Origin of the sequence: Paenibacillus sp. VCA1 (assembly GCF_031583795.1) — a bacterium.
In the GTDB taxonomy this organism is placed as follows: Bacteria; Bacillota; Bacilli; order Paenibacillales; family Paenibacillaceae; genus Paenibacillus_AQ; species Paenibacillus_AQ albilobatus.
In genome coordinates this window covers 134,811-155,949 of the sequence record NZ_JAVLSX010000006.1, presented here as the reverse complement: position 1 = coordinate 155,949, position 21,139 = coordinate 134,811, and the positions used below count along the sequence as shown (strand labels likewise).

Annotated in this window: 21 protein-coding genes; 14 read left to right on the top strand and 7 right to left on the bottom strand. The window is 50.2% G+C overall.

From position 1 onward, the window contains the following. Window positions 1-89: 89 nt before the first annotated feature. Window positions 90-1,253, bottom strand: coding sequence for a stalk domain-containing protein (locus RJP21_RS15300; protein WP_310860027.1), 1,164 nt, complete (start codon window positions 1,251-1,253; stop codon window positions 90-92). A gap of 309 nt (window positions 1,254-1,562) precedes the next feature. Here RJP21_RS15300 and RJP21_RS15295 point away from each other — a divergent pair, with 309 nt between their 5' ends. Then, window positions 1,563-3,260 carry a multicopper oxidase family protein gene (locus RJP21_RS15295; RefSeq protein ID WP_310860026.1) on the top strand — a complete coding sequence of 566 codons (1,698 nt, stop codon included), beginning with the start codon at window positions 1,563-1,565 and terminating at the stop codon, window positions 3,258-3,260. Window positions 3,261-3,469: 209 nt separating this feature from the next. Here RJP21_RS15295 and RJP21_RS15290 read toward each other — a convergent pair whose 3' ends face one another. Further along, complete coding sequence (locus RJP21_RS15290; protein WP_160038198.1) at window positions 3,470-3,841, bottom strand: ArsR/SmtB family transcription factor; 372 nt, start codon at window positions 3,839-3,841, stop codon at window positions 3,470-3,472. Window positions 3,842-4,080: 239 nt separating this feature from the next. Between RJP21_RS15290 and RJP21_RS15285 the strand changes: the two genes are divergently transcribed. From RJP21_RS15285 to RJP21_RS15270, 4 genes are all read left to right on the top strand, one after another. After that, window positions 4,081-4,593: a PCYCGC motif-containing (lipo)protein gene (locus tag RJP21_RS15285; protein WP_310860025.1), complete on the top strand. Its 513-nt coding sequence runs from the start codon at window positions 4,081-4,083 to the stop codon at window positions 4,591-4,593. A 248-nt stretch (window positions 4,594-4,841) separates the two neighbouring features. Next, window positions 4,842-7,031 (top strand): hypothetical protein, encoded by a 2,190-nt coding sequence (locus RJP21_RS15280; protein ID WP_310860024.1) that lies wholly within the window; start codon window positions 4,842-4,844, stop codon window positions 7,029-7,031. A 132-nt stretch (window positions 7,032-7,163) separates the two neighbouring features. Further along, complete coding sequence (locus RJP21_RS15275) at window positions 7,164-7,721, top strand: PadR family transcriptional regulator (RefSeq protein ID WP_310860023.1); 558 nt, start codon at window positions 7,164-7,166, stop codon at window positions 7,719-7,721. 14 nt (window positions 7,722-7,735) lie between these two features. Continuing rightward, window positions 7,736-8,608 (top strand): alpha/beta fold hydrolase, encoded by an 873-nt coding sequence (locus RJP21_RS15270; RefSeq protein WP_310860022.1) that lies wholly within the window; start codon window positions 7,736-7,738, stop codon window positions 8,606-8,608. Window positions 8,609-8,796: 188 nt separating this feature from the next. Here RJP21_RS15270 and RJP21_RS15265 read toward each other — a convergent pair whose 3' ends face one another. Further along, entirely contained in the window at window positions 8,797-9,009 is a 213-nt protein-coding gene (locus RJP21_RS15265; RefSeq protein WP_310860021.1) for a DUF6366 family protein, read from the bottom strand. A 205-nt stretch (window positions 9,010-9,214) separates the two neighbouring features. After that, window positions 9,215-10,066, bottom strand: a complete 852-nt coding sequence (locus RJP21_RS15260; RefSeq protein ID WP_310860020.1) for a hypothetical protein — start codon at window positions 10,064-10,066, stop codon at window positions 9,215-9,217. A 297-nt stretch (window positions 10,067-10,363) separates the two neighbouring features. On the opposite strand from RJP21_RS15260, the gene RJP21_RS15255 reads away from it, so the two are divergent. The 7 genes from RJP21_RS15255 to RJP21_RS15225 all read left to right on the top strand — a co-directional run bounded on the left by RJP21_RS15255 (window position 10,364) and on the right by RJP21_RS15225 (window position 17,259). Continuing rightward, window positions 10,364-11,353 carry a LacI family DNA-binding transcriptional regulator gene (locus RJP21_RS15255; RefSeq protein ID WP_310860019.1) on the top strand — a complete coding sequence of 330 codons (990 nt, stop codon included), beginning with the start codon at window positions 10,364-10,366 and terminating at the stop codon, window positions 11,351-11,353. Continuing rightward, window positions 11,346-12,224 (top strand): ribokinase, encoded by an 879-nt coding sequence (gene rbsK / locus RJP21_RS15250; RefSeq protein ID WP_310860018.1) that lies wholly within the window; start codon window positions 11,346-11,348, stop codon window positions 12,222-12,224. Before RJP21_RS15255 ends, rbsK begins: the two co-directional genes overlap by 8 nt. Before the next feature lies 1 nt (window position 12,225). Beyond that, complete coding sequence (rbsD, locus tag RJP21_RS15245) at window positions 12,226-12,624, top strand: D-ribose pyranase (RefSeq protein ID WP_160038216.1); 399 nt, start codon at window positions 12,226-12,228, stop codon at window positions 12,622-12,624. 174 nt (window positions 12,625-12,798) lie between these two features. Next, entirely contained in the window at window positions 12,799-14,280 is a 1,482-nt protein-coding gene (locus tag RJP21_RS15240) for a sugar ABC transporter ATP-binding protein (RefSeq protein ID WP_160038218.1), read from the top strand. A gap of 1 nt (window position 14,281) precedes the next feature. Next, complete coding sequence (gene rbsC, locus RJP21_RS15235; RefSeq protein ID WP_160038220.1) at window positions 14,282-15,250, top strand: ribose ABC transporter permease RbsC; 969 nt, start codon at window positions 14,282-14,284, stop codon at window positions 15,248-15,250. Window positions 15,251-15,263: 13 nt separating this feature from the next. Next, complete coding sequence (gene rbsB / locus RJP21_RS15230; RefSeq protein WP_310860017.1) at window positions 15,264-16,181, top strand: ribose ABC transporter substrate-binding protein RbsB; 918 nt, start codon at window positions 15,264-15,266, stop codon at window positions 16,179-16,181. Between the two features lie 187 nt (window positions 16,182-16,368). After that, the gene (locus tag RJP21_RS15225; RefSeq protein WP_310860016.1) at window positions 16,369-17,259 is read left to right on the top strand and encodes a nucleoside hydrolase; all 891 of its coding nucleotides are present in this window, start codon (window positions 16,369-16,371) and stop codon (window positions 17,257-17,259) included. A 164-nt stretch (window positions 17,260-17,423) separates the two neighbouring features. On the opposite strand, the gene RJP21_RS15220 is transcribed toward RJP21_RS15225, so the two are convergent. Genes RJP21_RS15220 through RJP21_RS15210 form a run of 3 tightly spaced genes read right to left on the bottom strand, consistent with a single transcriptional unit; the run spans window position 17,424 to window position 19,157 of the window. Then, window positions 17,424-17,852: an SRPBCC family protein gene (locus RJP21_RS15220; RefSeq protein WP_310860015.1), complete on the bottom strand. Its 429-nt coding sequence runs from the start codon at window positions 17,850-17,852 to the stop codon at window positions 17,424-17,426. 46 nt (window positions 17,853-17,898) lie between these two features. Then, a complete protein-coding gene (locus RJP21_RS15215) occupies window positions 17,899-18,513 on the bottom strand; it encodes a class I SAM-dependent methyltransferase (RefSeq protein WP_310860014.1) in 615 nt (204 codons plus the stop codon). 11 nt (window positions 18,514-18,524) lie between these two features. Further along, window positions 18,525-19,157, bottom strand: a complete 633-nt coding sequence (locus tag RJP21_RS15210; RefSeq protein ID WP_310860013.1) for a TetR/AcrR family transcriptional regulator — start codon at window positions 19,155-19,157, stop codon at window positions 18,525-18,527. Window positions 19,158-19,315: 158 nt separating this feature from the next. On the opposite strand from RJP21_RS15210, the gene RJP21_RS15205 reads away from it, so the two are divergent. Both RJP21_RS15205 and RJP21_RS15200 read left to right on the top strand, forming a co-directional pair. Next, on the top strand, window positions 19,316-20,041 hold the full coding sequence (locus RJP21_RS15205) for an ABC transporter ATP-binding protein (RefSeq protein ID WP_310860012.1): 726 nt from the start codon (window positions 19,316-19,318) through the stop codon (window positions 20,039-20,041). Continuing rightward, a complete protein-coding gene (locus tag RJP21_RS15200; RefSeq protein WP_310860011.1) occupies window positions 20,038-21,090 on the top strand; it encodes an ABC transporter permease in 1,053 nt (350 codons plus the stop codon). The genes RJP21_RS15205 and RJP21_RS15200 overlap by 4 nt, the downstream gene beginning before the upstream one ends. Window positions 21,091-21,139 lie beyond the last annotated feature (49 nt).

Here is a 21,139-nt window from a genome sequence, read left to right as displayed (position 1 = left end):
GATTATCATAGCAATCCGGCGGCCCTCATGGGTTGGAGAAAATGATTATAGCTGAAGTGGGCCGTTCCAATGTGCTTCAGGTTCAAGGTTCATTCCTCCGTAAAGAAATTTCTAAATTCATTGAGTTTTATTGTAATACTCAGATCTTTTGCGCCTTGTAAATAACTAAAATAATTAAAAATCAAGGTATCTCCGCTTATTGATTTAAAATGCAGGTTATCGCCATAATGCATATCGTGTATATCCGTATTTCCTTCAATGGAAGCTTGTTCTTCTTTATTCAGTAATTTGGTGTAAAGACGGACACTCTTATTTGTTTTCATGTTAACGGCCCATAAAAGCTTTTTTGATGCTGACTGAACCAAGATGAATTCCTCTCCGATGAAGCCATCGATGGTGTAAGAGTCATCTTCAATAATCTGTGTTAAATCATACGTTTTTACGATATTGCCATGATCATTTATGAAATTCACAAGCTTTCCGTCGTTAAAAACCCAATTGGTTCCGTTTTTTGATGTTTCGGAAGTTTCACCACGCCCATGTATAACGGAATGGATGATTTCATCATTTTTAATAAAGATTATAATCGTATGGGCATTTATTAATGGTTCACCTGAGAAGGTATTCATTGTAATCACAAATGAATTTGCATTTTGAATACGCTGAATGGACATAGACGAATATCGGGGAGGAGTTTCGGACAACAAGTTGATTTTACCGATCATTTTTGCTGTTTTGTTTTTTAACGAGTAAAAACGCCCATTGTTATGAAGCCAAAATGTTCCATCAGGTGTTTCGCCAAAAATAGGGACATTTTCATTTAAAATACGAACGGATTTTCCCTCTACATTAATTTGAGAGTCCGTGAGTTGAGAAAGATATTTTGCAGTAATATATGTGATGCCATTATTATTCAATATTTCTTTATTAAAAGAAGTAGAAGAATTGTCGTCCGATTTTACCTGTTTGGCAGCGGTATTGACAATGATAGATTTATCCGGGGATACGAGGTATAAGCTGCGATCCGTCTGAGACCATTCAACATGATAGCCCAACTTCTCAAAACTGGTTTTCAATGGAATATAGTTCACATTCCCAATGAGAAGCGTGTTGTCGATCTGTCCCGAATGATTGATGTATACAGCGTACATAGAAGCTGCCTCTGCCCGGTTTACATGACTGATACTAAATAGAAACAGCATGATGGCAAGGCTCAGGTAGAACGGTTTACGGAATTTTGGCTTAGTTTTCATTGACGGAGACTCCTTTTATATGAAAATAGAAAACCCGTGTGTTACGTCTGTTCAATGGAGATTTTAGTTGATAATTGATCGTTGTTACCTCAGGATTTTGCAAAATCCTTACCTAAATAACAATCCAGCAGGTCAAAAGGTTACATGGATAAAAAATTCTTTGAAAATTCTCGAATCCATCCCGTATCCATCCCATATCCGTTCGTTTTCTGAAAATAGTGAAGGAAATGTGAAGCTGCGGCGCCATGTTTCTACATATTTGTTGGCTACAATAGGAAGGAGCAATGAAAAAAAGGAGGGGTGTTCGGCATGAACACATTTTCAACGATCAAAAAAGCGGTTTTTGCCGGAACGATATCCTTGCCGCTGATCCTGGCAGGCTGCGCCGGAGGCAAGCAAGCGGACATGCATGGTTCGCATGCTTCCGACAAGGCCGCCTCAGGAAGCGGATTGACGCAGACGGCACTTGAAACCGATCCGCCAAGCCGGGTGGATGGGCGGGATGTGACGCTGACCGCTCAGGAAAGTACGCTGGACGTTGGACAAGGCAAAAAGCTGCCGGTTTGGACGTTCAACAATTCGGTGCCTGGGCCGCAGATCAGAGTGAAACAAGGGGAGACGGTGAAAATTACATTAAAAAATACGCTAAAGGTTCCAGTTTCCTTGCATGTGCACGGATATCCGGTGCCTTTTGAAATGGACGGGATCCCCGGCGTCAGCCAAGATGCCATCGCTCCGGGCAAAAGCTTTACTTATACCTTCAAAGCGACGGTTCCGGGAACCTATTGGTATCATTCGCATCAGGACAGCGTGAAGCAGGTCGATATGGGGCTGTACGGATCTTTTGTCGTCGAGAGCGATGAGGACGTCGTCGATCGGGATTATACGCTAGTGCTGGATGAATGGATGAGCGGCGGTATGGAAATGGAAAGCGACCAAGCCTCCAACGGCAAGGAGGAGGGGATGTCCGGCCATGATGGAAACGCCATGGACATGTCCGGCATGGATATGAAGGGAATGGATATGGGACAAGACATGCAAGGCATGGACATGGACACCGGCCATAAAAACGAACCGTCTGCCGGCCACGACATGGGCACCGGTCAGGAAGGCGGATCGATGGGGCATGACATGAGCATGTATAATGTGTACACGATCAACGGCAAAACGTACCCGGCATCCCGGCCGTTGAACGTGAAGGAAGGCGATATCGTGCGCCTGCGGCTGATTAATGCGGGTTATATGAGCCACTCCCTGCATTTGCAGGGGCACCGCTACCGGATCGTCGCGACGGACGGCAACCGGATCGCAAATCCCGAATGGGTAGACAACAAACTGCTTGCAATTGCGCCCGGGGAGCGTTACGACATCGAATTCGAAGCGAATCATCCCGGAACGTGGCTGCTTGACGAGCATAACGATAATCCGGCCGCGAAAAACATGAGAATCGCGATTCAATACGACAATGCTTCGGATTCACAGAAAAATCAGGTGCAAGATGACCCGGACCAAACCCTCGAGACGGTGAACATGGCGGAATACGGGAAGCCGGAAAAAGGCAAATTTTCGCTCACCGACCGGTACAATCTCGAATATACGATGGATTTGGGCACCGCTCACCGGAACGGGGAAATGGTGTATACCATCAATGGCAAAGTTTTTCCGGATACCGATCCGGTCAAGGTGAAGACGGGCGATAAGGTGAAGGTCCGTTTCGTAAACTCGTCGGCGAATGAAGACCATCCGATGCATTTGCACGGGCATACCTTCCAGGTGTTGAGCAAAAACGGAAAACCGCTCGGCGGAGCCGCCGAATATAAAGACACGTTAAACGTCAAACCCGGAGAAGAGTACGCCGTCGCCTTCGAGGCCAACAACCCGGGAGATTGGATGTTCCACTGCCATGATTTGCATCACGCGGCGGCAGGCATGGTGACGGAGCTGAAATATACGGATTTTAACAATACGTTCAAACCGGATCCGAATGCCGGAAACAAACCGGAATAGACGGAAAAACAGCCGATTTTCCGAAGCAGGGGCGGTTGATGAGCCGCTGTCTTCGGATCGGGCTGTTTTTCTCTTTTTAACAAAGGAAAATTATCGGTAAAAGTTCATGATTTCCATCCATCCGGTTTGCCATTTTGGCTTATAATGGGTAAGAAACCGCACCGAAGAAAAAAGCCCTCCCTGGATCGGGAGAGCCGTTTCTTTTGCCTTCACCCGTGCTGGGTGTGCTGCAGCGTTTGCACGAAAATTTGTTCGATATGTGTATCGTCAAGCGAATAAAAGACGGTTTTCCCTTCCTTGCGGCGTTTAACGATGCGCAAATTGCGCAAATACCGCAGCTGGTGCGAGACGGCGGATTGTCCCATGCCAAGGAGAACCGTGAGGTCGTGCACACACAGCTCCCGCTGCAGAAGCGCATCGATCAGCTTCACGCGGGTAGGATCGCTAAAAGCCTTAAACCAGTCCGCAACCTGCGAGGCGGCCTGATCGTTGATCAGTCCTTCCTTGATTTGATTTAGTTCGGCTTCCGAACCCATGCAGGTTGCATCGCATTCTTCAATCGGATTGATGGACTGTTCCATGGATTAATCACCTTTCTATCGGCTTGCGAATTACGCTTATGATCCCAATTATAGCAAAAGAAACGCTTAAACGAAATGATTACAGATAAGAAAAAGAATGCTCGCGCGGTAAACGGTATCATGCATAAAATTTCGATGGTGAAGATTGGAAGATTTGCGCGATACGATCCCATGGAATACGCCGGGCAATGTTAAAATTGGAACGTTTTTCAAAGGATCACTTGTTGAAGGAGAGATTGATGTTGGGCAAGAAAACACGTATTACCGTTCTAAGCGTCGTCCTTTCCGGCATGCTGCTGGCGGGATGCGGAGCCAAGGAAGCCGAGACCTCGGATAAACATGCAGACGCGCATCAGACGTTTGCCGCAAACGGGGATTTGCAGGAAAAAACCGCGGGAACGGACAAGCTTCCGACGTTTCTGGATCCGCTCGACCCGATGCTGAAAACGGCCTATAGCACGGCCGCCGGCGTGAAGGACATGTTGTCGTCCATTCCTTGTTACTGCGGCTGCGGCGAAAGTGCCGGGCATAAAAGCAATTTGAATTGTTTTATCAAAGAAGTGAATCCGGATGACGGCAGCGTCGTGTGGGACGACCATGGCACACGCTGCGGCGTATGCGTCGAGACAGCCATGACCGTGTCGGAACTGAGCAAGCAAGGAAAATCGCTGAAGGAAATCCGCACGATCATCGACCAAACCTATTCCACGGGCAAATATGCGCCGCCCACGCCGACTCCCGAAGTCTTATAACCGAATCGAAAAAAACAGTGCATGCAGGCGAAAGCCTGCTTTTTATGCAAACATATATATTGAATATAGCAAATATATATTATATTATAATTCCAAAGTCTGTAAACATTCTGCAGGAAAACGGCAGGTACGATCTCAGCGAATCAAATCAAAAAAACGGTACGACGACGCGATGAAATTCGTGAACCCAGGAATGGAAAGGGAAAGAATTCGTCGAGCTTGGTGTACCGAACTAAGGAGGGAAAACGTTGAAACGATCAGCAAAAGCGGCACCGGAATGGACTGGATTTCAGGAAGCGCGGCCCTACGGGCCGAAATACGATCTGCGCACCGATTTTGTGATGGTATACGGCATTTCGGATGATTTGCCCGATCGGATCGAAGGCTGGAAAAAGGCCGGGTATACCGTCCATCTCATGACGGGCGTGGCTTGGGGCGAATACCAGGATTATTTGTACGGCCGGTTCGACGGCCGGAATCATTGGGATGAGGCGCAAACGGTCCGCACCGGCAAACATCTGCTTCATAATGTGGACGTTCCTTATATGGTCCCGACCGTGTCTTTTGCCGATTACCTGTCCACGCATATCAAAAAGGCGATCGATGCCGGCGTGGAAGCGATCCATATGGAAGAGCCCGAATTTTGGGCGGCGGCCGGATATGCCGAAGCGTTCAAAAGGGAATGGCTGAACGTTTACGGCGAAGAATGGATCCCGCCGCATGCTTCCCATGACGCGCAGTACCGTGCTTCCAAGCTGAAGGCGGCGATGTATTATCGCGCGATGGACCGGATTTGCAGCGCAATGAAGGAATACGCGCTCGCAACCTACGGCCGGACCGTACGCTTTTACATCCCGACGCACAGTTTGATCAACTATACCCAGTGGCGGATCGTCAGCCCCGAGGCGCAGTTTGTATCGATGCCTTCCTGCGACGGCTTTATCGCCCAGATTTGGACCGGTACAAGCCGAACGCCGAATGTCTACCGGGGCGTGCGCCGGGAGCGGACGTTCGAGACCGCCTATCTGGAATACGGCATGATGCAGGAGCTGACCCGGGGAACTGGACGCGAGATGTGGTTCCTGCATGACCCGATCGAAGATAACCCGCGCCATACTTGGGCGGATTACGAGCAAAATTATTTGGCGACCGTGACCGCGTCGCTGCTCCATCCGGGCGTCAGCCAATATGAGGTTTGTCCTTGGCCGTACCGCGTTTTCGAGGGAAGTTATCCGAAAGAGGACGGGAGCGGCAAGGAACCGATTCCCGGCCGGTACGCAACGCAGCTGATGACCGTGATACACATGCTCGGCGAAATGCATAAATACGATGCGGATACGCATGGACCCTCGGCGGCAGGCATCGGCTTATGCCTGGCCAATTCGGCGATGTTCCAACGGGGAGACGTGGATGTTCCCGAAGAAAAACAGGATGCCTCCGGTTCGCGGTACGACGGTACCGAAGCGGATGACGCATTAACCGCAAAAGAACGGAAGCTGCTCGATTGGTCGCCGTTTTACGGGCTTGCGCTCCCGCTGCTCAAATTCGGAGTGCCGGTCCGGCCGCTGCAATACGATAACTTGTTGCATTTTCCAGGGTATCTTGACGATTACAAAATATTGTTTTTGAGCTACGAGTTCATGAAGCCGGAGCATCCCGGCATTCATCAGGTGCTGGCGCAGTGGGTTCAGGAGGGCGGCGTTCTCGTCTACGCAGGGGATGGAAGCGATCCTTACCATCACGTTCGGGAATGGTGGAAACGGGAAACGCGGCGCGGCGCTTACGGGCGTCCGGAGGAGCATTTGTTCGAAACGCTGGGACTCGGGCGCCATCCGGAAGAAGGAATGCACCAAGTTGGCAGCGGGGCGGTCATCTATGAGCGGAAGCATCCGGCCGATTTTGCCGAAACTTCCGATGGCGCGGATCGGGTCCTGAACCGTTTGAAAGAAGCGCTGGTATTTCTCGGAGCGGAAGAAGAGTTTAAGGAAAACCGCGTTCTTGAAATTCAGCGCGGCCCTTATCGCATCGTCCATGTTTTGGATGAAACCGGTTCTGACGCATCAGTCGTGCTCGAAGGTTCGTTTATTCGGTTGTTTGATGCCAAACTGCCTTTGGCCAAACGAGTGGAACTAAAGCCAAACGGAAACTTGCTGCTTTACGATTTGGATTATGATGAGGGAGACCGCCTTCAGCCGCGGATATTGGCCGCTTCCTCCAGAATCCGGGAAGAAGTTTATTCGGACCGGGCTCTTCGTTGGATGGCCGAATCTCCGGAAGGAATCCGGGTCAGCGTCCGGGCGCGGGTGCCGCGACAGCCGCTCAAAGCGTATGTGGATGAGGATGCCGTAATCTTTGATTATGACGCAGAAACGCAGACGGTTTTTCTGGAATTTGAAGGATCACCTCAAGGCAAATCCGTTCGAATTGAATGGGCATAGCCCGTGTCGCCCCTGATGATCAAATTATTTTTTGATTTCGGGGGTATTTTTTTGATAAACAACTATTCAAATTTGACTAGTGGCATCGTTTGCGTTAAGATCAATTTGAAATCGAAGAAGGGAGCTGCATAAATGTCGACGGTGCGATTGCTTGTTTTAGGTACCATTTTGCGTAGAGGCGTCAGCCACGGTTACGGGGTGTACAACGATCTGACCTCCTGGCGCGCCGAAACGTGGACAAACGTCAAGCCGGGATCGATTTACCATGCCCTGGAAAAGCTCGAAGCCCAAGGGCTGACCCGGACGGAGACGTCCGATCCGCAGGTCAAGCTCGGACCTTCCCGCACGGAATACAGCGTCACCGAGCAGGGGAAAACCGAATTCGAAACCTTGCTGAGGTCGGCGCTGCAAAGCTTTGAAATCCAGACGTTTGCCGTCGGGATCGCCTTTATGGACATGCTGCCGAGACGGGAGGTTTTGGAGCTGCTTGAACGCCGGGCGTCCGCTTTGAAAGAATCCGCAGCCTTTTTGCGCACACTGCCAACGGAGGAAGCGCCGTCCGAACCTTCCAAACATCCGGAGCTGGTCGGAATATGGGAACAGTATGTGGAAAATGAACTGTCGGGTACGCTGAAGCTGATCGGCAAGCTTGAATCGGGAACATACAAGTTTGCGGGAGAAAACGGGTAAGGAGTGGGATAGGAATGAACGTACGACTGCATGATGGAAGCGGAATCGATGTCGTGATCGAAGGGGAGGGGCCGGCTATTTTGCTCCCCGTCAATCCGGTTCCGATCGAAGGGCCGCAAGCCGATGAAATGAGAAAATGGGGAGCCGATCCGGCGCTTGGACGTACGCTAATCGAAGGGCTGAGCCGGACTTACCGCGTCATTTCTTTTGACTATGAAGGGCATGTCCTTCAAGTGCCAAAAGCGGACACGCTGACGCCTGAACATATCGCCGCCGATTTTCTCCGGATCGCCGATGCGGCGGGTGCAGAAAGGTTTGCTTATTACGGTTATTCCTGGCTTGCCCTCAGCGGGCTGCAGCTTGCGCTCCGCACCGATAGGCTTTCCGCGCTTGTAATGGGTGGTTATCCTCCGGTCGATGGTCCGTACGAAGAAATGCTGAAGGTAACGATGGCGACACATGAAATGTCGACCGCCAATGCTTCCGGTAGCCACCCAAGCGAAACGGCGCAAACGACCGAATGGGGGGAGAGTTCCGGGGAATACGACTGGGCCGACGTCGAAGTATCCATGAGCGAAGAGCAAACGCGGCAGTTTGTGACGTTGTATGAGCATTTGCGGGATTTTGACGATCGGACGGCTCTATCCCGCCTGACATGCCCGCGGCTTTGTTTTGCAGGGAGCAAAGACCGCATTGAATACGGAGAGAAGTGGGGGGATGTAACGGTTGATATCATTTCTCCTTTGATCCGATACAAAAATGAGCTGACGGAAGCAGGGTGGGATGTCCGGATTTTGGACGGTCTCGATCATACGGGAGCGATGCAGGCGAAGCATGTGCTGCCGGTTTTGCTGCCTTGGTTGGATTCGCATTTGCGGGGGAAATAAACGGAGAGGTTTTCCTTGAAGAGGAAAGCGAAAGATTGTTGGTTTGAGTTTGGGAGCAAGGGCAAACGCACATTGTAATCGCTCCGTATTTAACAGATTTTAAGGATGAACGGTAGAAAACCCTCTAAGCGAATCTTGCTTAGGGGGTCTTAACTTTTTGGAAATGGCTTGATCGCCCGATGGATGCGTTAGAACAATAATTTGTAAATGATATACCCTATGACTAAGACCAGGATGATTACTACAGTACCCTTCCACCCTAATCCGCCGACTAAATCGGCTAAATTTCCATGTTGAGCTCGATTGACTCCATCGCCAAACGCCCCAAAAGGGTTGCTTTTTAATTCTTCTTGCCGTAGACGTTCTCTTTTTTCTTCAGGTGTTTCATTGCGGGTATCCATGTTTGACCTCCTGATTACTTCCCTTTTTTTCAAGCAAAAAGATCCGAAAGGAGATGATGCACCAAGTGAATAAATATACCTCATTTATTAAAAAAGCGAATTATTTCAAAGAAATAATCCGCTTTCCGATCATTAAAAGTCTGCGCCGTGATTGTCTTGCGGGGCAATTGGCGGTTGAACCGGTCCCAAGCTGAAGACAGAAAGACTACTGAGAACACCTAGCAATACAATTGAAATCAAAGCTTTCTTCATTTTCAATCTCTCCTTTGAAAATAGAATTGAGAATGCGTGAATACTCAGCAGTTTGGGAATCAATGGCATATGTTTTAAGAAATTCAAAAAGTGTAATAGACTTTTTGAAAAACTTATCATTTCTAAGTTTATCAGATAATGTAATATTATGTAAAGTATAAGTTATTGCATCAGCGTATTGCCGGTTCTTATAATAATACAGCGCCAAAAGATAGTGGACGGTTAAATAGTAAGAGATTCGAACGGGTCTATTTTGGTGTTTGTATTTTGCAATATAAGGAGTGAGTTTTTCGATTTCGGTGTCGACATTAAAATCATGGGCTAATGCGGATTCGATAATCGTAATTAAACCGGGGATGATTTCATCGCCGTTGTCCATTAGCACATGAAGATATTCAGGAAGTTTTTCTTTGTTCCCCGATAATATATCCAATGTTAAGGCATTTACTTTAGCAAAAACTTTAAATTTGTCGATATAATATTGACTCTCTTCGCTCGAATCTTCCACCCAACTTAGATCAGAATAACGATTGACGCATTCTTTTGATTCCGAATAAGCCCTTAATTTTTGCAACGCCAAGCCTTTCATCAAATAGCTGTACCCGAAGTAGTAAACGGGCGGTTTTTCCATTGAATCCAGACAAGAAAACCGTTTTTCCGGCTCTTTAGTCAAATGAGCAAGTTCAAGCAGGCTCTCCGACAAGGATATTGCTTCATTCCAGTCTTCAAAAGAATAAGACATTTTTATCATATTAACTAACGTGTCAATTTTTATTTGTGATAGAGCAGATATTCTGCTGCGCAAAAGGAAGCACCTCCTTAATATAACAAATATTAACAAAATATATTATATAAGGAGATTTGACATCTGGTCAATAAAAATTATCGATTGGTTTTCTACTTCAAATCCCGAAGGAAAAACGACTTATCAACGTTTCAGCGTATTGCTTTTACGCGTATCAATGAATCATGCCAAATGCGCAGTAATGATCCCTTGGCAAGACCATTTCCGCATTTTGTATGCGAATTCATGCTTGCCAAAAAAATCGGGCTGTGTTATTTTAAATGTGTAACCGGTTCCATATCGAGGTGATAGATAAAGATGGCAACGATAAGAGATGTGGCCAAACATGCCGGGGTTTCGGTAGCGACGGTATCGCGCGTAATCAATGAAACCGGTTATGTGCATGAAGATACCCGCAAGAAAGTTGAAACCGCGATCCAGGAACTGCATTATACGCCAAACGAAGTCGCCAGATCCTTGTATAAGCGAAAGTCCAGGCTGATCGGCCTGCTGCTGCCTGACATTACCAACCCCTTTTTTCCAGAGCTTGCGCGCGGGGTGGAGGACGAAATGCAGGCGAACGATTTTCGGATTATCTTTGGCAACAGCGATGAAAATATGAAAAAGGAAAAAGATTATATTCAAACGTTCGTCCAAAACAACGTGGTCGGCGTCATCGCTTCCACGAATCATCCGGATAACGATACATACCGGAAGCTGAACATTCCGGTGGTATTCCTCGACCGGACGGCGGACAACCGACCCTCCGTTTATTCGGACGGCCGGGAAGGAGGGCGGATGGCTGCCCAGGAAATCGTAGCCCGCGGCAGCAAAAAGGTGACGGTGATCAGAGGCCCGAAGCATATCCGGCCGGCACAGGACCGTTACCAAGGAGCGGTCGATGTGCTGAAAAGCGAGCGGATTGCTTTCAACGTCATCCCAACCTCGTCTTATTCCTTTACGGAAGCGGGAAATTGGGCCAGGGAGCTGTTCGAGAAACATCCGGACACCGACGGCGTGATCGCGAGCAACGACATTGTGGCGACAGCGGTCCTCCATGAAGCGCTCAGGCTTGGCAAAAACGTGCCGGAAGATGTGCAAATCGTCGGTTTTGACGACATTCCGCTGAGCACGCTGTTGACGCCGGCGCTGACGACGATCAGGCAGCCCGCGTACGACATGGGCAAAGCAGCGGCTTCCCTATTGATTCAATTGATCGAAAATGAAAACGTAGACAATAAAACGATTCAAATGCCCGTGACGTTTACGGAGCGGGATACGACGAGAAAGGTGGAGCAGTATGGCTAAAATCATTGTGGTAGGAAGCTCATCGATCGATCTAGTCGTCACATCGTCCAAGCGCCCGGGAGCCGGTGAAACGGTTCTCGGAGACAGCTTCAAGACGGTCCCAGGCGGCAAAGGGGCCAATCAGGCCGTAGCCGCGGCACGGCTTGGGGCGAATGTGACGATGATCGGACGCGTAGGAGACGATCATTACGCAGACATTATTTTAAACAACTTTAAAAATAACCATGTTTCTATCGACTATGTGGAACCGGTTACACATATGGAAAGCGGAACCGCCCACATCGTGCTGGCCGAAGGGGACAACAGCATCGTCGTCGTGAAAGCGGCGAATAATGAGGTGACGCCCGCTTATATCGACCAATCGTTGGCTGCTTTTGACGATGCCGATATGGTCATGATCCAGCAAGAAATTCCGGAGGAAACGGTGACGCATGTCGGCCGGCTGTGCAAAGAGCGGGGCATCCCGCTGCTGCTGAATCCCGCGCCTGCCCGTCCGCTGCCGCAGGAGGTTATCGATAACGCCGCTTATATTACGCCGAACGAACATGAGGCTGCCATTTTGTTTCCGGATTTAAACGTTGCCGAAGCGCTGCGCCAATATCCGAACAAGCTGTTTATTACGGAAGGCAGCCGCGGTGTCCGGTATTTCGACGGGAACGACGAAGTGCTCGTGCCTTCGTACAAAGTGGAAGCGGTTGACACGACGGGCGCGGGGGATACGTTTAACGCCGCCTTCGCCGTCGCGTTGGCGGAAGGCAAGCCGGTATACGACAGCGTACGTTTCGCCAACCGGGCCGCGTCATTATCGGTCACGAAATTCGGCGCGCAGGGCGGCATGCCGTATCGCGAAGAAGTGGAGGCGCAATTGTAACATGAAAAAGCAAGGCATCTTGAACAGTCATATATCGAAAATATTGGCCGATCTCGGCCACACCGATACGATCGTGATCGCCGACGTGGGGCTGCCCGTTCCCGACGGCGTCCCCAAAATCGATCTGGCGCTCACGATCGGTTCGCCGAGTTTTGAAGAAACCGTCAATGCGATCGCATCCGACATGGAAATCGAAAAAATCGTTCTCGCGGATGAAATCAAAAGCGATAATCCGGATGCGCTTCATTTTATAGAGAAGAAATTCGCCGGCTGCGCCATCGAGCATTGCCCGCATGAGGAATTCAAAGAGCGGACCCGGAAAGCGAAAGCCGTGATCCGGACCGGCGAGGCGAAGCCGTTTGCGAACGTTATTTTGCAGGCAGGCGTCAATTTTGGTTAAAACGCTGGAGCTTCCGAACAGGTTTGTCGTGAAACTGCACCTTGCGGAAGCGTCCACGAAAGAACAATCAAGTAGTATTGCTTGCAAAAAACTAAGCTTATGCTTACGAAGCAAGTTTTGCTATGAAGATAATTCATAGTAGCATTCCAAGCAAAACTTTTAGGAGGAGCCGTTATGCAGATTCAAATGAAGGGAATCCACAAAGCCTTCGGCAGCAACCAAGTGCTGTCCGGCGTCGATTTTGACCTGCGCGAAGGCGAGGTTCACGCCCTGATGGGGGAAAACGGCGCCGGCAAATCCACCCTGATGAATATTCTTACCGGATTGCATGCCAGGGATAAAGGGACGATCCACATCGACGGCAAGGAGACGTATTTCGCCAATCCGAAGGAAGCGGAGCGTCAGGGGATTGCATTCATCCACCAGGAACTTAACGTCTGGCCGGATATGACGGTGCTGGACAATCTGTTCATCGGAAGGGAAATGTCGTCTTCGCTCGGATTTCTGAAATACAAGGAAATGAAGGCGCTTGCCAATGAGCAGTTTCAAAAGCTTTCCGTCGACATTCCGTTGAGCCTTGAAGCGGGCGAATGTTCCGTCGGCCAGCAGCAAATGATCGAGATCGCCAAAGCGCTGCTTTCCGACGCGAAAGTCATCATCATGGACGAACCGACATCGGCGTTAACGGAAAGGGAAATCCAAAAGCTGTTTGAAGTAATCGCATCCCTGAAAAAAGATGGTGTTTCCATCGTTTATATTTCGCATCGGATGGAGGAAATATTCACCATTTGTGACCGAATTACCGTGATGCGGGATGGACGAACCGTGGATACGAAAAACATCCCCGACACGAACTTCGACGAAGTCGTCAAAAAAATGGTCGGCAGGGAGTTGACCGAACGTTTCCCGGCACGGAATCCGAATCCCGGAGAGGTCGTTCTCCAGGTGGAACACGCAACGCGCAAAGGTCTATTCAAAGACGTCAGCTTCCAGGTTCGCGAAGGCGAAATCGTCGGTTTCTCCGGGCTCATGGGTTCGGGACGCACGGAAATGATGAGAGCGTTGTTCGGACTGGACCGTTTGGACAGCGGGGAAATTCGCATGTTCGGGAAAAAGGCGGTGATCCGGAAGCCGGTGGACGCGGTGAAGCTTGGGATCGGCTTTATTACGGAAGACCGGAAAGACGAAGGGTTGGTCTTGGACTTTTCGGTACGCGAAAACATGGTACTGCCAAGTTTGAGCGGTTTTACGACCAAAGGGCTGATTTCCTCGCAAAAAGAGAGCGCCTTTGTGGATGCGTTGATCAAACGTCTGCAAATCAAAACCCATTCGCGCGAAACGGCGGCAGGCAATCTGTCCGGCGGGAACCAGCAGAAGGTCGTCATCGCCAAATGGGTAGGCATCGGGCCGAGACTTTTGATCCTGGATGAACCGACCCGCGGCGTCGACGTCGGGGCCAAACGCGAAATCTACCAGCTGATGAACGAGCTGACAGGACATGGCGTCGCCATCATCATGGTGTCGTCCGAACTTCCGGAGGTGCTCGGAATGAGCGACCGGATCGTCGTCGTTCACGAGGGCCGCATTACGGGAGAGCTGACCAAAGACGAAGCGACGCAGGAAAAAATTATGACGCTGGCTACAGGGGGACAGTAAAATGACAACACTCAATGAAGCAAAAACGGCTAAAGGGTTTCAGTTTTCGCAAATCACGCAAAAGCTTGGACCGCTGCTCGGCCTCATCATACTCATCGTCATCGTTTCGATTCTGAATCCAAGCTTTTTGGAACCGCTTAATATACTCAATCTGCTGCGGCAGGTATCCATCAACGCGTTGATCGCGTTCGGCATGACGTTCGTTATTTTGACCGGCGGGATCGACTTGTCCGTCGGCTCGATCCTGGCGTTGTCCAGCGCATTTGTTGCCAACATGCTCGTTGCCGGGTTTGATCCGATTTTGGCGATCATTATCGGTTGTTTGCTTGGCGGCGTGATGGGTATGATCAACGGCATTATGATTACAAAAGGGAAAATGGCGCCGTTTATCGCCACGTTGGCTACGATGACGATTTTCAGAGGACTTACGCTGGTGTATACGGACGGCAACCCGATCACCGGACTCGGCGACAGCATGACGTTCCAGCTGTTCGGCCGCGGTTATCAATTCGGCATCCCGGTTCCGGCCATTACGATGATCATTACTTTTGCGGTGCTGTGGATCGTTCTGCATAAAACCGCGTTCGGCCGCAAAACGTATGCCATCGGCGGCAATGAAAAAGCGGCGATCGTATCGGGCATTAAAGTATCCCGCGTCAAAATCATGATTTACTCTCTGGCAGGCCTGCTTTCGGCCTTGGCGGGCGCGATTCTGACCTCCCGTCTGAACTCGGCGCAGCCTACGGCCGGCACATCCTACGAACTGGACGCAATCGCGGCGGTCGTTCTGGGCGGTACAAGCCTTTCCGGCGGACGCGGCCGCATCGTGGGCACGCTCATCGGCGCGCTCATTATCGGAACTTTGAACAACGGTCTGAACCTGCTCGGCGTGTCTTCCTTCTATCAGATGGTAGTCAAAGGGATCGTCATCGTGATCGCCGTGCTCATCGACCGGAAGAAATCGGCATAAGGGAGAGATTCATATGAAAAAGCTAACGTTAATCCTGGCGGCGTTCCTGCTGATGTTGACCACGGGCTGTTCCCTGGAACCTCCCGGATGGGCCAAGCCCAACACCGGCGGAGACCTGAAGCATATTAAAATCGGCTTGTCCGTCTCCACGCTCAACAACCCGTTTTTCGTATCCTTGAAAGACGGCGTCGTTGCCGAAGCAAAAAAACACGGCATGGAAACGATCGTCGTCGACGCGCAAAACGACTCGGCGAAACAAAGCAACGACGTGGACGATCTGATGCAAAAAGGCGTCAACGTGCTGCTCATCAACCCGACCGATTCCGCGGCGATCTCGACGGTCGTGCAATCCGCGAACAACCTCGGCATCCCGGTCATTACCCTGGACCGTTCCTCGGATAAAGGGGATGTCAAGGCGCTTGTCGCATCGGACAACGTGAAGGGTGGCCGGATGGCTGCCGAGTTTATCGAAAAAGTCGTAGGCAAAGGCGCAAAGGTGATTGAGCTCGAAGGCGTGGCCGGCGCATCGGCGACCCGCGAACGTGGAAAAGGTTTCCATGAAGTTGCCGACAAAGACTTGAACGTCATCGCCAAACAAACGGCCGATTTCGACCGCACCAAAGGTTTGAACGTCATGGAAAACCTGCTGCAGGCTCACCCTGAAGTGCAGGCCGTATTCGCCCACAACGATGAAATGGCGCTTGGGGCAATCGAAGCGATTCAAAGCTCCGGCAAAAACATTCCGGTCGTCGGCTTCGACGGCAACGAGGACGCGCTGAAATCGATCAAGGACGGAAAGCTGACCGCGACGGTGGCGCAGCAGCCGGAATTGATCGGACAGATGGCGGTTCAAGCCGCAAATGACGTGCTGCATGGCAAAATGGTGGAAAAATCCATCCCTGCGCCGCTTAAACTGGTGACGAAGGAATAAGCATTGGACAAGGGAAGCATGAAGGAGGAGCACCTGCGGGTGTTTTTCCTTCTTCTTTAAGGCAAGTTTCTGTAAGCGCATTCCCATTGACCTTTACGGACATATGGGCTAACCTTGAAACGATTCGTCACGCTTTTTAAAAGATATCATTGCATTCGCAAATCTTGCCTTCTAAGGAGGAAACAAAGTGGCAAAAATTCCTGTTATCATAAGCACCGATCCGGGCATCGACGACGCGGCCGCGCTTGGGACCGCTTTTTATCGAAACGAACTGGATATCCGGTTGATTACAACGTTGCACGGGAACGTGGACATCGGCAAAACGACGGCGAATACGCTGAAGGTTCTTGATTTTTTCGGTCAAAAGATTCCTGTAGCGCGCGGCATGCAGACACCGCTCGTGATCGCTCCGGTCAGCACGGACGTGCACGGGGAATCCGGCATGGACGGTTATGATTTTCCCGAAAGCGGGCAGACGGTCATCCCTGAACATGCAGTCGAGGCAATGCGGTCCTTGCTTGAATCCTCGGACGAAAAGATAACGATCATATCGATCGGACCATTAACCAATATTGCCATGCTGCTTCTTATGTATCCTCGGATCAAATCCAAAATCGACCGCATTGTGTTCATGGGCGGTTCGCTTTGCGGCGGGAACGTCACCAGCGCGGCCGAGTTCAACATTTGGGCCGATCCGCATGCCGCCGAAATCGTGTTCGAATCCGGCTTGGAACTGGTCATGATCGGTCTGGACGTCACGCTTAAAGCGTTGATCGGAACCAACGAACTGGCAAAACACCGCAACAAATCGGCTGAAATGTTCGCCGCTATCTTTGGACATTATCGGGACGGCGATATGGAACATGGGGTGATGATGCATGACATGTGCGCCGTAACATACGTCACGAATCCGGAAATTTTTAAAGTCGAACCTAAACGTGTAACCGTGGTTACGGAAGGACCCGCGATCGGCATGACGATGGAAGTAAGCGGAGAGCCTAACATCCGGGTGGCGACCGGGATCGACCAGGAAGCATTCCGGAATTGGTTTTCGGAGACATTGGCGCGAATGGTCTAACCTAAAGGAAAAGAGGGAGCTGTCCCACAGGATCCGACGGATCAGGGACGGCTTTTTTCTTTTGACCAGGCCGGAAACTTGAGATTTGTCCATGATAAAATAGAAAGAGCCCGCGGCAAGCAGACTCAATGTTCTTCTTCAAACTCTGCGTAAAAACGCTTAGTTTATGTGGCCTCCACCAATTTTTTCAGCATGCCCAACACCGACTGTTCGTCTTCCTCGGATTCCCGAACTTCCTGGGTGGCGCCGGGTCTGTTGTCTTCCTGTTCGATCCGCAGCAGCGTAGAGCCGCCTTCTTCGCTGAGTATGTAACTCATGATGAAATAATTTTCGGGTTTGTCCTCCAAGCCGGGCCGCGGCGCAAAAAGGGAGTACCGAATCAATTCGTGAGGAATGATTTCCAAAACTTTTCCCCACTGCTCAAAAACTTGTCCTTCCCATTCATTGCGGAATCGGATTTCGCCGCCTTCCTGCCAATCCGTAAGCAGGATGCTGCCGTATTGCCACTGTTTCACTTGTTCCGGGTCAGTTAATGCTTCCCATACTTTTTCGGTAGATGCATTGATTCGAATCCGGGAAATATTCGTCGGCATGGTTTCGCTCCTTCATGTAGAAGATGGATGATTGCCAAAACTTCGACTAGATCATAACAGATGCCCTTGCCCATATCAAATGGATCATGCCGCCCCAATGGCGTTCCATTCGTTCGATCTGCAGGCCGGCGTCCAAAACCAGTTGTTCGATATTCCGATTCCAATGGCATCCGGATATGCGGCGGGCAACCGGGTTCAACAGCCGCTGCGCCGACTTTAGTGCGGGATTTTTTCCGAGTCCGTGCTCCAGGAGGAAAAGCCGACCGCCGGGTTTGCACCATTGGCCCAGCTTTCGCAATACTTGAATCGGATCTTCATAACCGCACAACGATAGGGTGGAAATCACGCAATCGAAGGATTGCGGAGGAAAATTGAGGGTCTCGATGTCGCTCTCAATGAATTCCGCCTGAACGTGCAGCTCCTCCGCTATTATACGGGCACGCTGCAGCATCATCGGACTGAAATCGACGGCGGTCAGGCGCATTCGTTCCATATTGTAATAAGGAAAATTGGCTCCGGCCCCGACGGCGATCTCCAGCACGTCCCCCTCGACGTTTTGCAGCAGTTGTTTCCGCCACTCTCCAAACATCCGTTTCCGTGTGTTTTCTTCGTAAATGGCCGATTGCTTGTCGAACTTCCGGATTAACTTTTGCTTATCCATAACCAAGCCTCCTATTTGCCGTCCAAAACATTTTTCATTTCATGGAATATGCCCGCAGCATAAAGCGGACCTTTCATCGACAGCTTGGTCATGATCAGCGCCAGTTCGTAAGGGGACTCTTTTCGGCCTTGCAAGAGCCATTCCTGAATCATTCCCAAATGAGCGGAGCTAATGTACGTAATGAGGTATTCCGTTGGCACGAGGGTGTTTTCCTTTTTGATAAGCGGGACGATATTTTTTTCGAAAAGATACTTCGACATCATGGACCTGACGAGCGAATGAAAGGCCGGGTCTCCTTTGGGCCCCAAAATCGTCTTTAAAAATTCCGCTTGTCCGTTCATGTATTCGATGAGTTCGACGATTTGCGGGACGGGTTGATCCTTGGCGATTAGCTCATCCAGATTGAAAGGGCGGATCGTTCGAATGATCGAAATCATGCCCTCAATCAATTCCTGTTCGCTTTGCTCAAGCAAATCATATTTGTCGCGATAATGAAGATAAAACGTGCCGCGGTTAATGTTGGCTCTGGTGGTGATGTCTTTGACCGTCAAGGCTTCGAATCCTTTTTCCTCGATCAGTTCCGTCAGAGCGTCGCGGATGACCGCTTTCGTCCGCAGGACCCGTCGGTCTGTTGATTCGTTCAAACGAATTCCTCCTTCATAATGAACATATTGGGCGAACCTGCTGATTAATCGTCACATTTCACAGTTCTGTTTATTGTCGGTCTGTCATGCCCTGATTATAATAAAGGCGTGGAAGATAATCAACGCGATGTTCATTATCTTAAGGAGGTCCAATCGACATGGAAACAACTATGAATGTACAGCAGGTCAGCAAATCCTTCGGCAAAAAAAACGTTCTCTCCGATGTAAGCTTGCAAATGGGAAAGGGGCAGATTTACGGACTGATCGGTCCTTCCGGCGCCGGAAAAACGACGCTCGTCAAAATGATGGTCGGCATGGATTTGCCCGACGCAGGATCGATTGAGGTCCTCGGGACGAAAATGCCTAACTTGTCCATGCTGCAGCAAATCGGATATATGGCCCAGTCTGACGCGCTCTATAACGAGCTGACGGGTGAGGAGAATCTGAAATTTTTTGCCTCGATGTTCAAAATGGGCAGAACGGAGCAAAAACAGCGGATCGGCTACGCGGCGAATCTCGTAAATTTGACGCATGAGCTGGGAAAAAAGGTATCCGCCTATTCCGGCGGGATGAAACGCAGACTGTCGCTGGCGATCGCTTTGATTCATAACCCATCCGTCCTCATTTTGGACGAACCGACCGTTGGCATTGACCCGGAGCTGAGACAGTCGATCTGGAAGGAACTGGTCCGTTTGAAATCCTCGGAGCAAAAAACGATCATCGTCACGACGCACGTCATGGACGAGGCGGAAAAATGCGATAGGCTGGCCATGGTGCGGGAAGGTAAAATTTTGACCGTCGGGACGCCGGAACAGCTGAAGCGGCAGTACGGCGCTGAGAATCTCGAGGACGTATTTTTGCAGGCGGGAGGGAAACGGCTATGAGAATTCGCGCCCTTGTCCGCAGAATTTGCGAGCAGCTGATGCGGGACAAAAGAACGCTTGCGCTGCTTTTTCTGGCCCCATTGCTCGTATTGACTTTAATGCATTATTTGTTCAACCATACCGGAAACGTATCAGACGCCAAAATCGGCACGGTCAACCTCGATCCGCGAATCGTCGAATTGATGAAAAATCAGGGCATGGAAGCCATCTCCTATGATCATGCCGATAAGGAAACGCTTGTGAAGGATAAACTGGACGCCGTCATCGAGATGCAGGATGGAGCGATTCACCTGATTTTGAAAAATACCGATCCATCGGTATCTAAAGCGATTCAGATGAAAATCAGCCAGGCGGCCGCCTCGCTTGCCGAAGCCGCTTCGCAGCAAGGTAAGGCTGCGGCGCCGCGTGTAGCCATAACGACGGACTATGTTTATGGCGGTGCGGATACGAACTATTTTGATACGCTCAGTCCTATCTTGATCGGATTTTTCGTTTTCTTTTTTGTGTTTCTCATCGCGGGGATCGGACTGCTTCGGGAACGCACGACGGGAACTTTGGAGCGCCTGATGGCGACCCCGGTTCGCCCGGGTGAGGTGATTGCCGGTTATTTGGCGGGGTATGGCATTTTCGCTTTCCTGCAAACGGTCATCGTCGTTTTGTTCAGCACGCTGGTGCTGGGCATCCATCTGGCAGGTTCGATTTGGTACGTGCTGCTGATTAATTTGCTGCTGGCGTTCGTGGCGCTTTCGCTCGGCATTTTGCTGTCGGCGTTCGCCGCCTCGGAATTCCAAATGGTGCAGTTTATTCCGATCGTCATTATCCCTCAGATCTTTTTTGCCGGCATTTTTCCGCTGGACCATATGGCCGCTTGGATTCAGGTCATTGCCAGAATCATGCCGCTTTATTACGCGGCCGACGCGCTTAAGAGCGTGATGTACAAAGGTCTTGGGTTTGGCGATATTGCGGTGGATCTTGGGGTGCTGCTCCTGTTTGCAGCGGTGTTCATCGGATTAAACCATAGACGACTTGCGTTCCTATATAGAAAATGAGGATGGGCCGCCCGGCCATTACGACTTCGGAGAACGGTCATCTACTTAA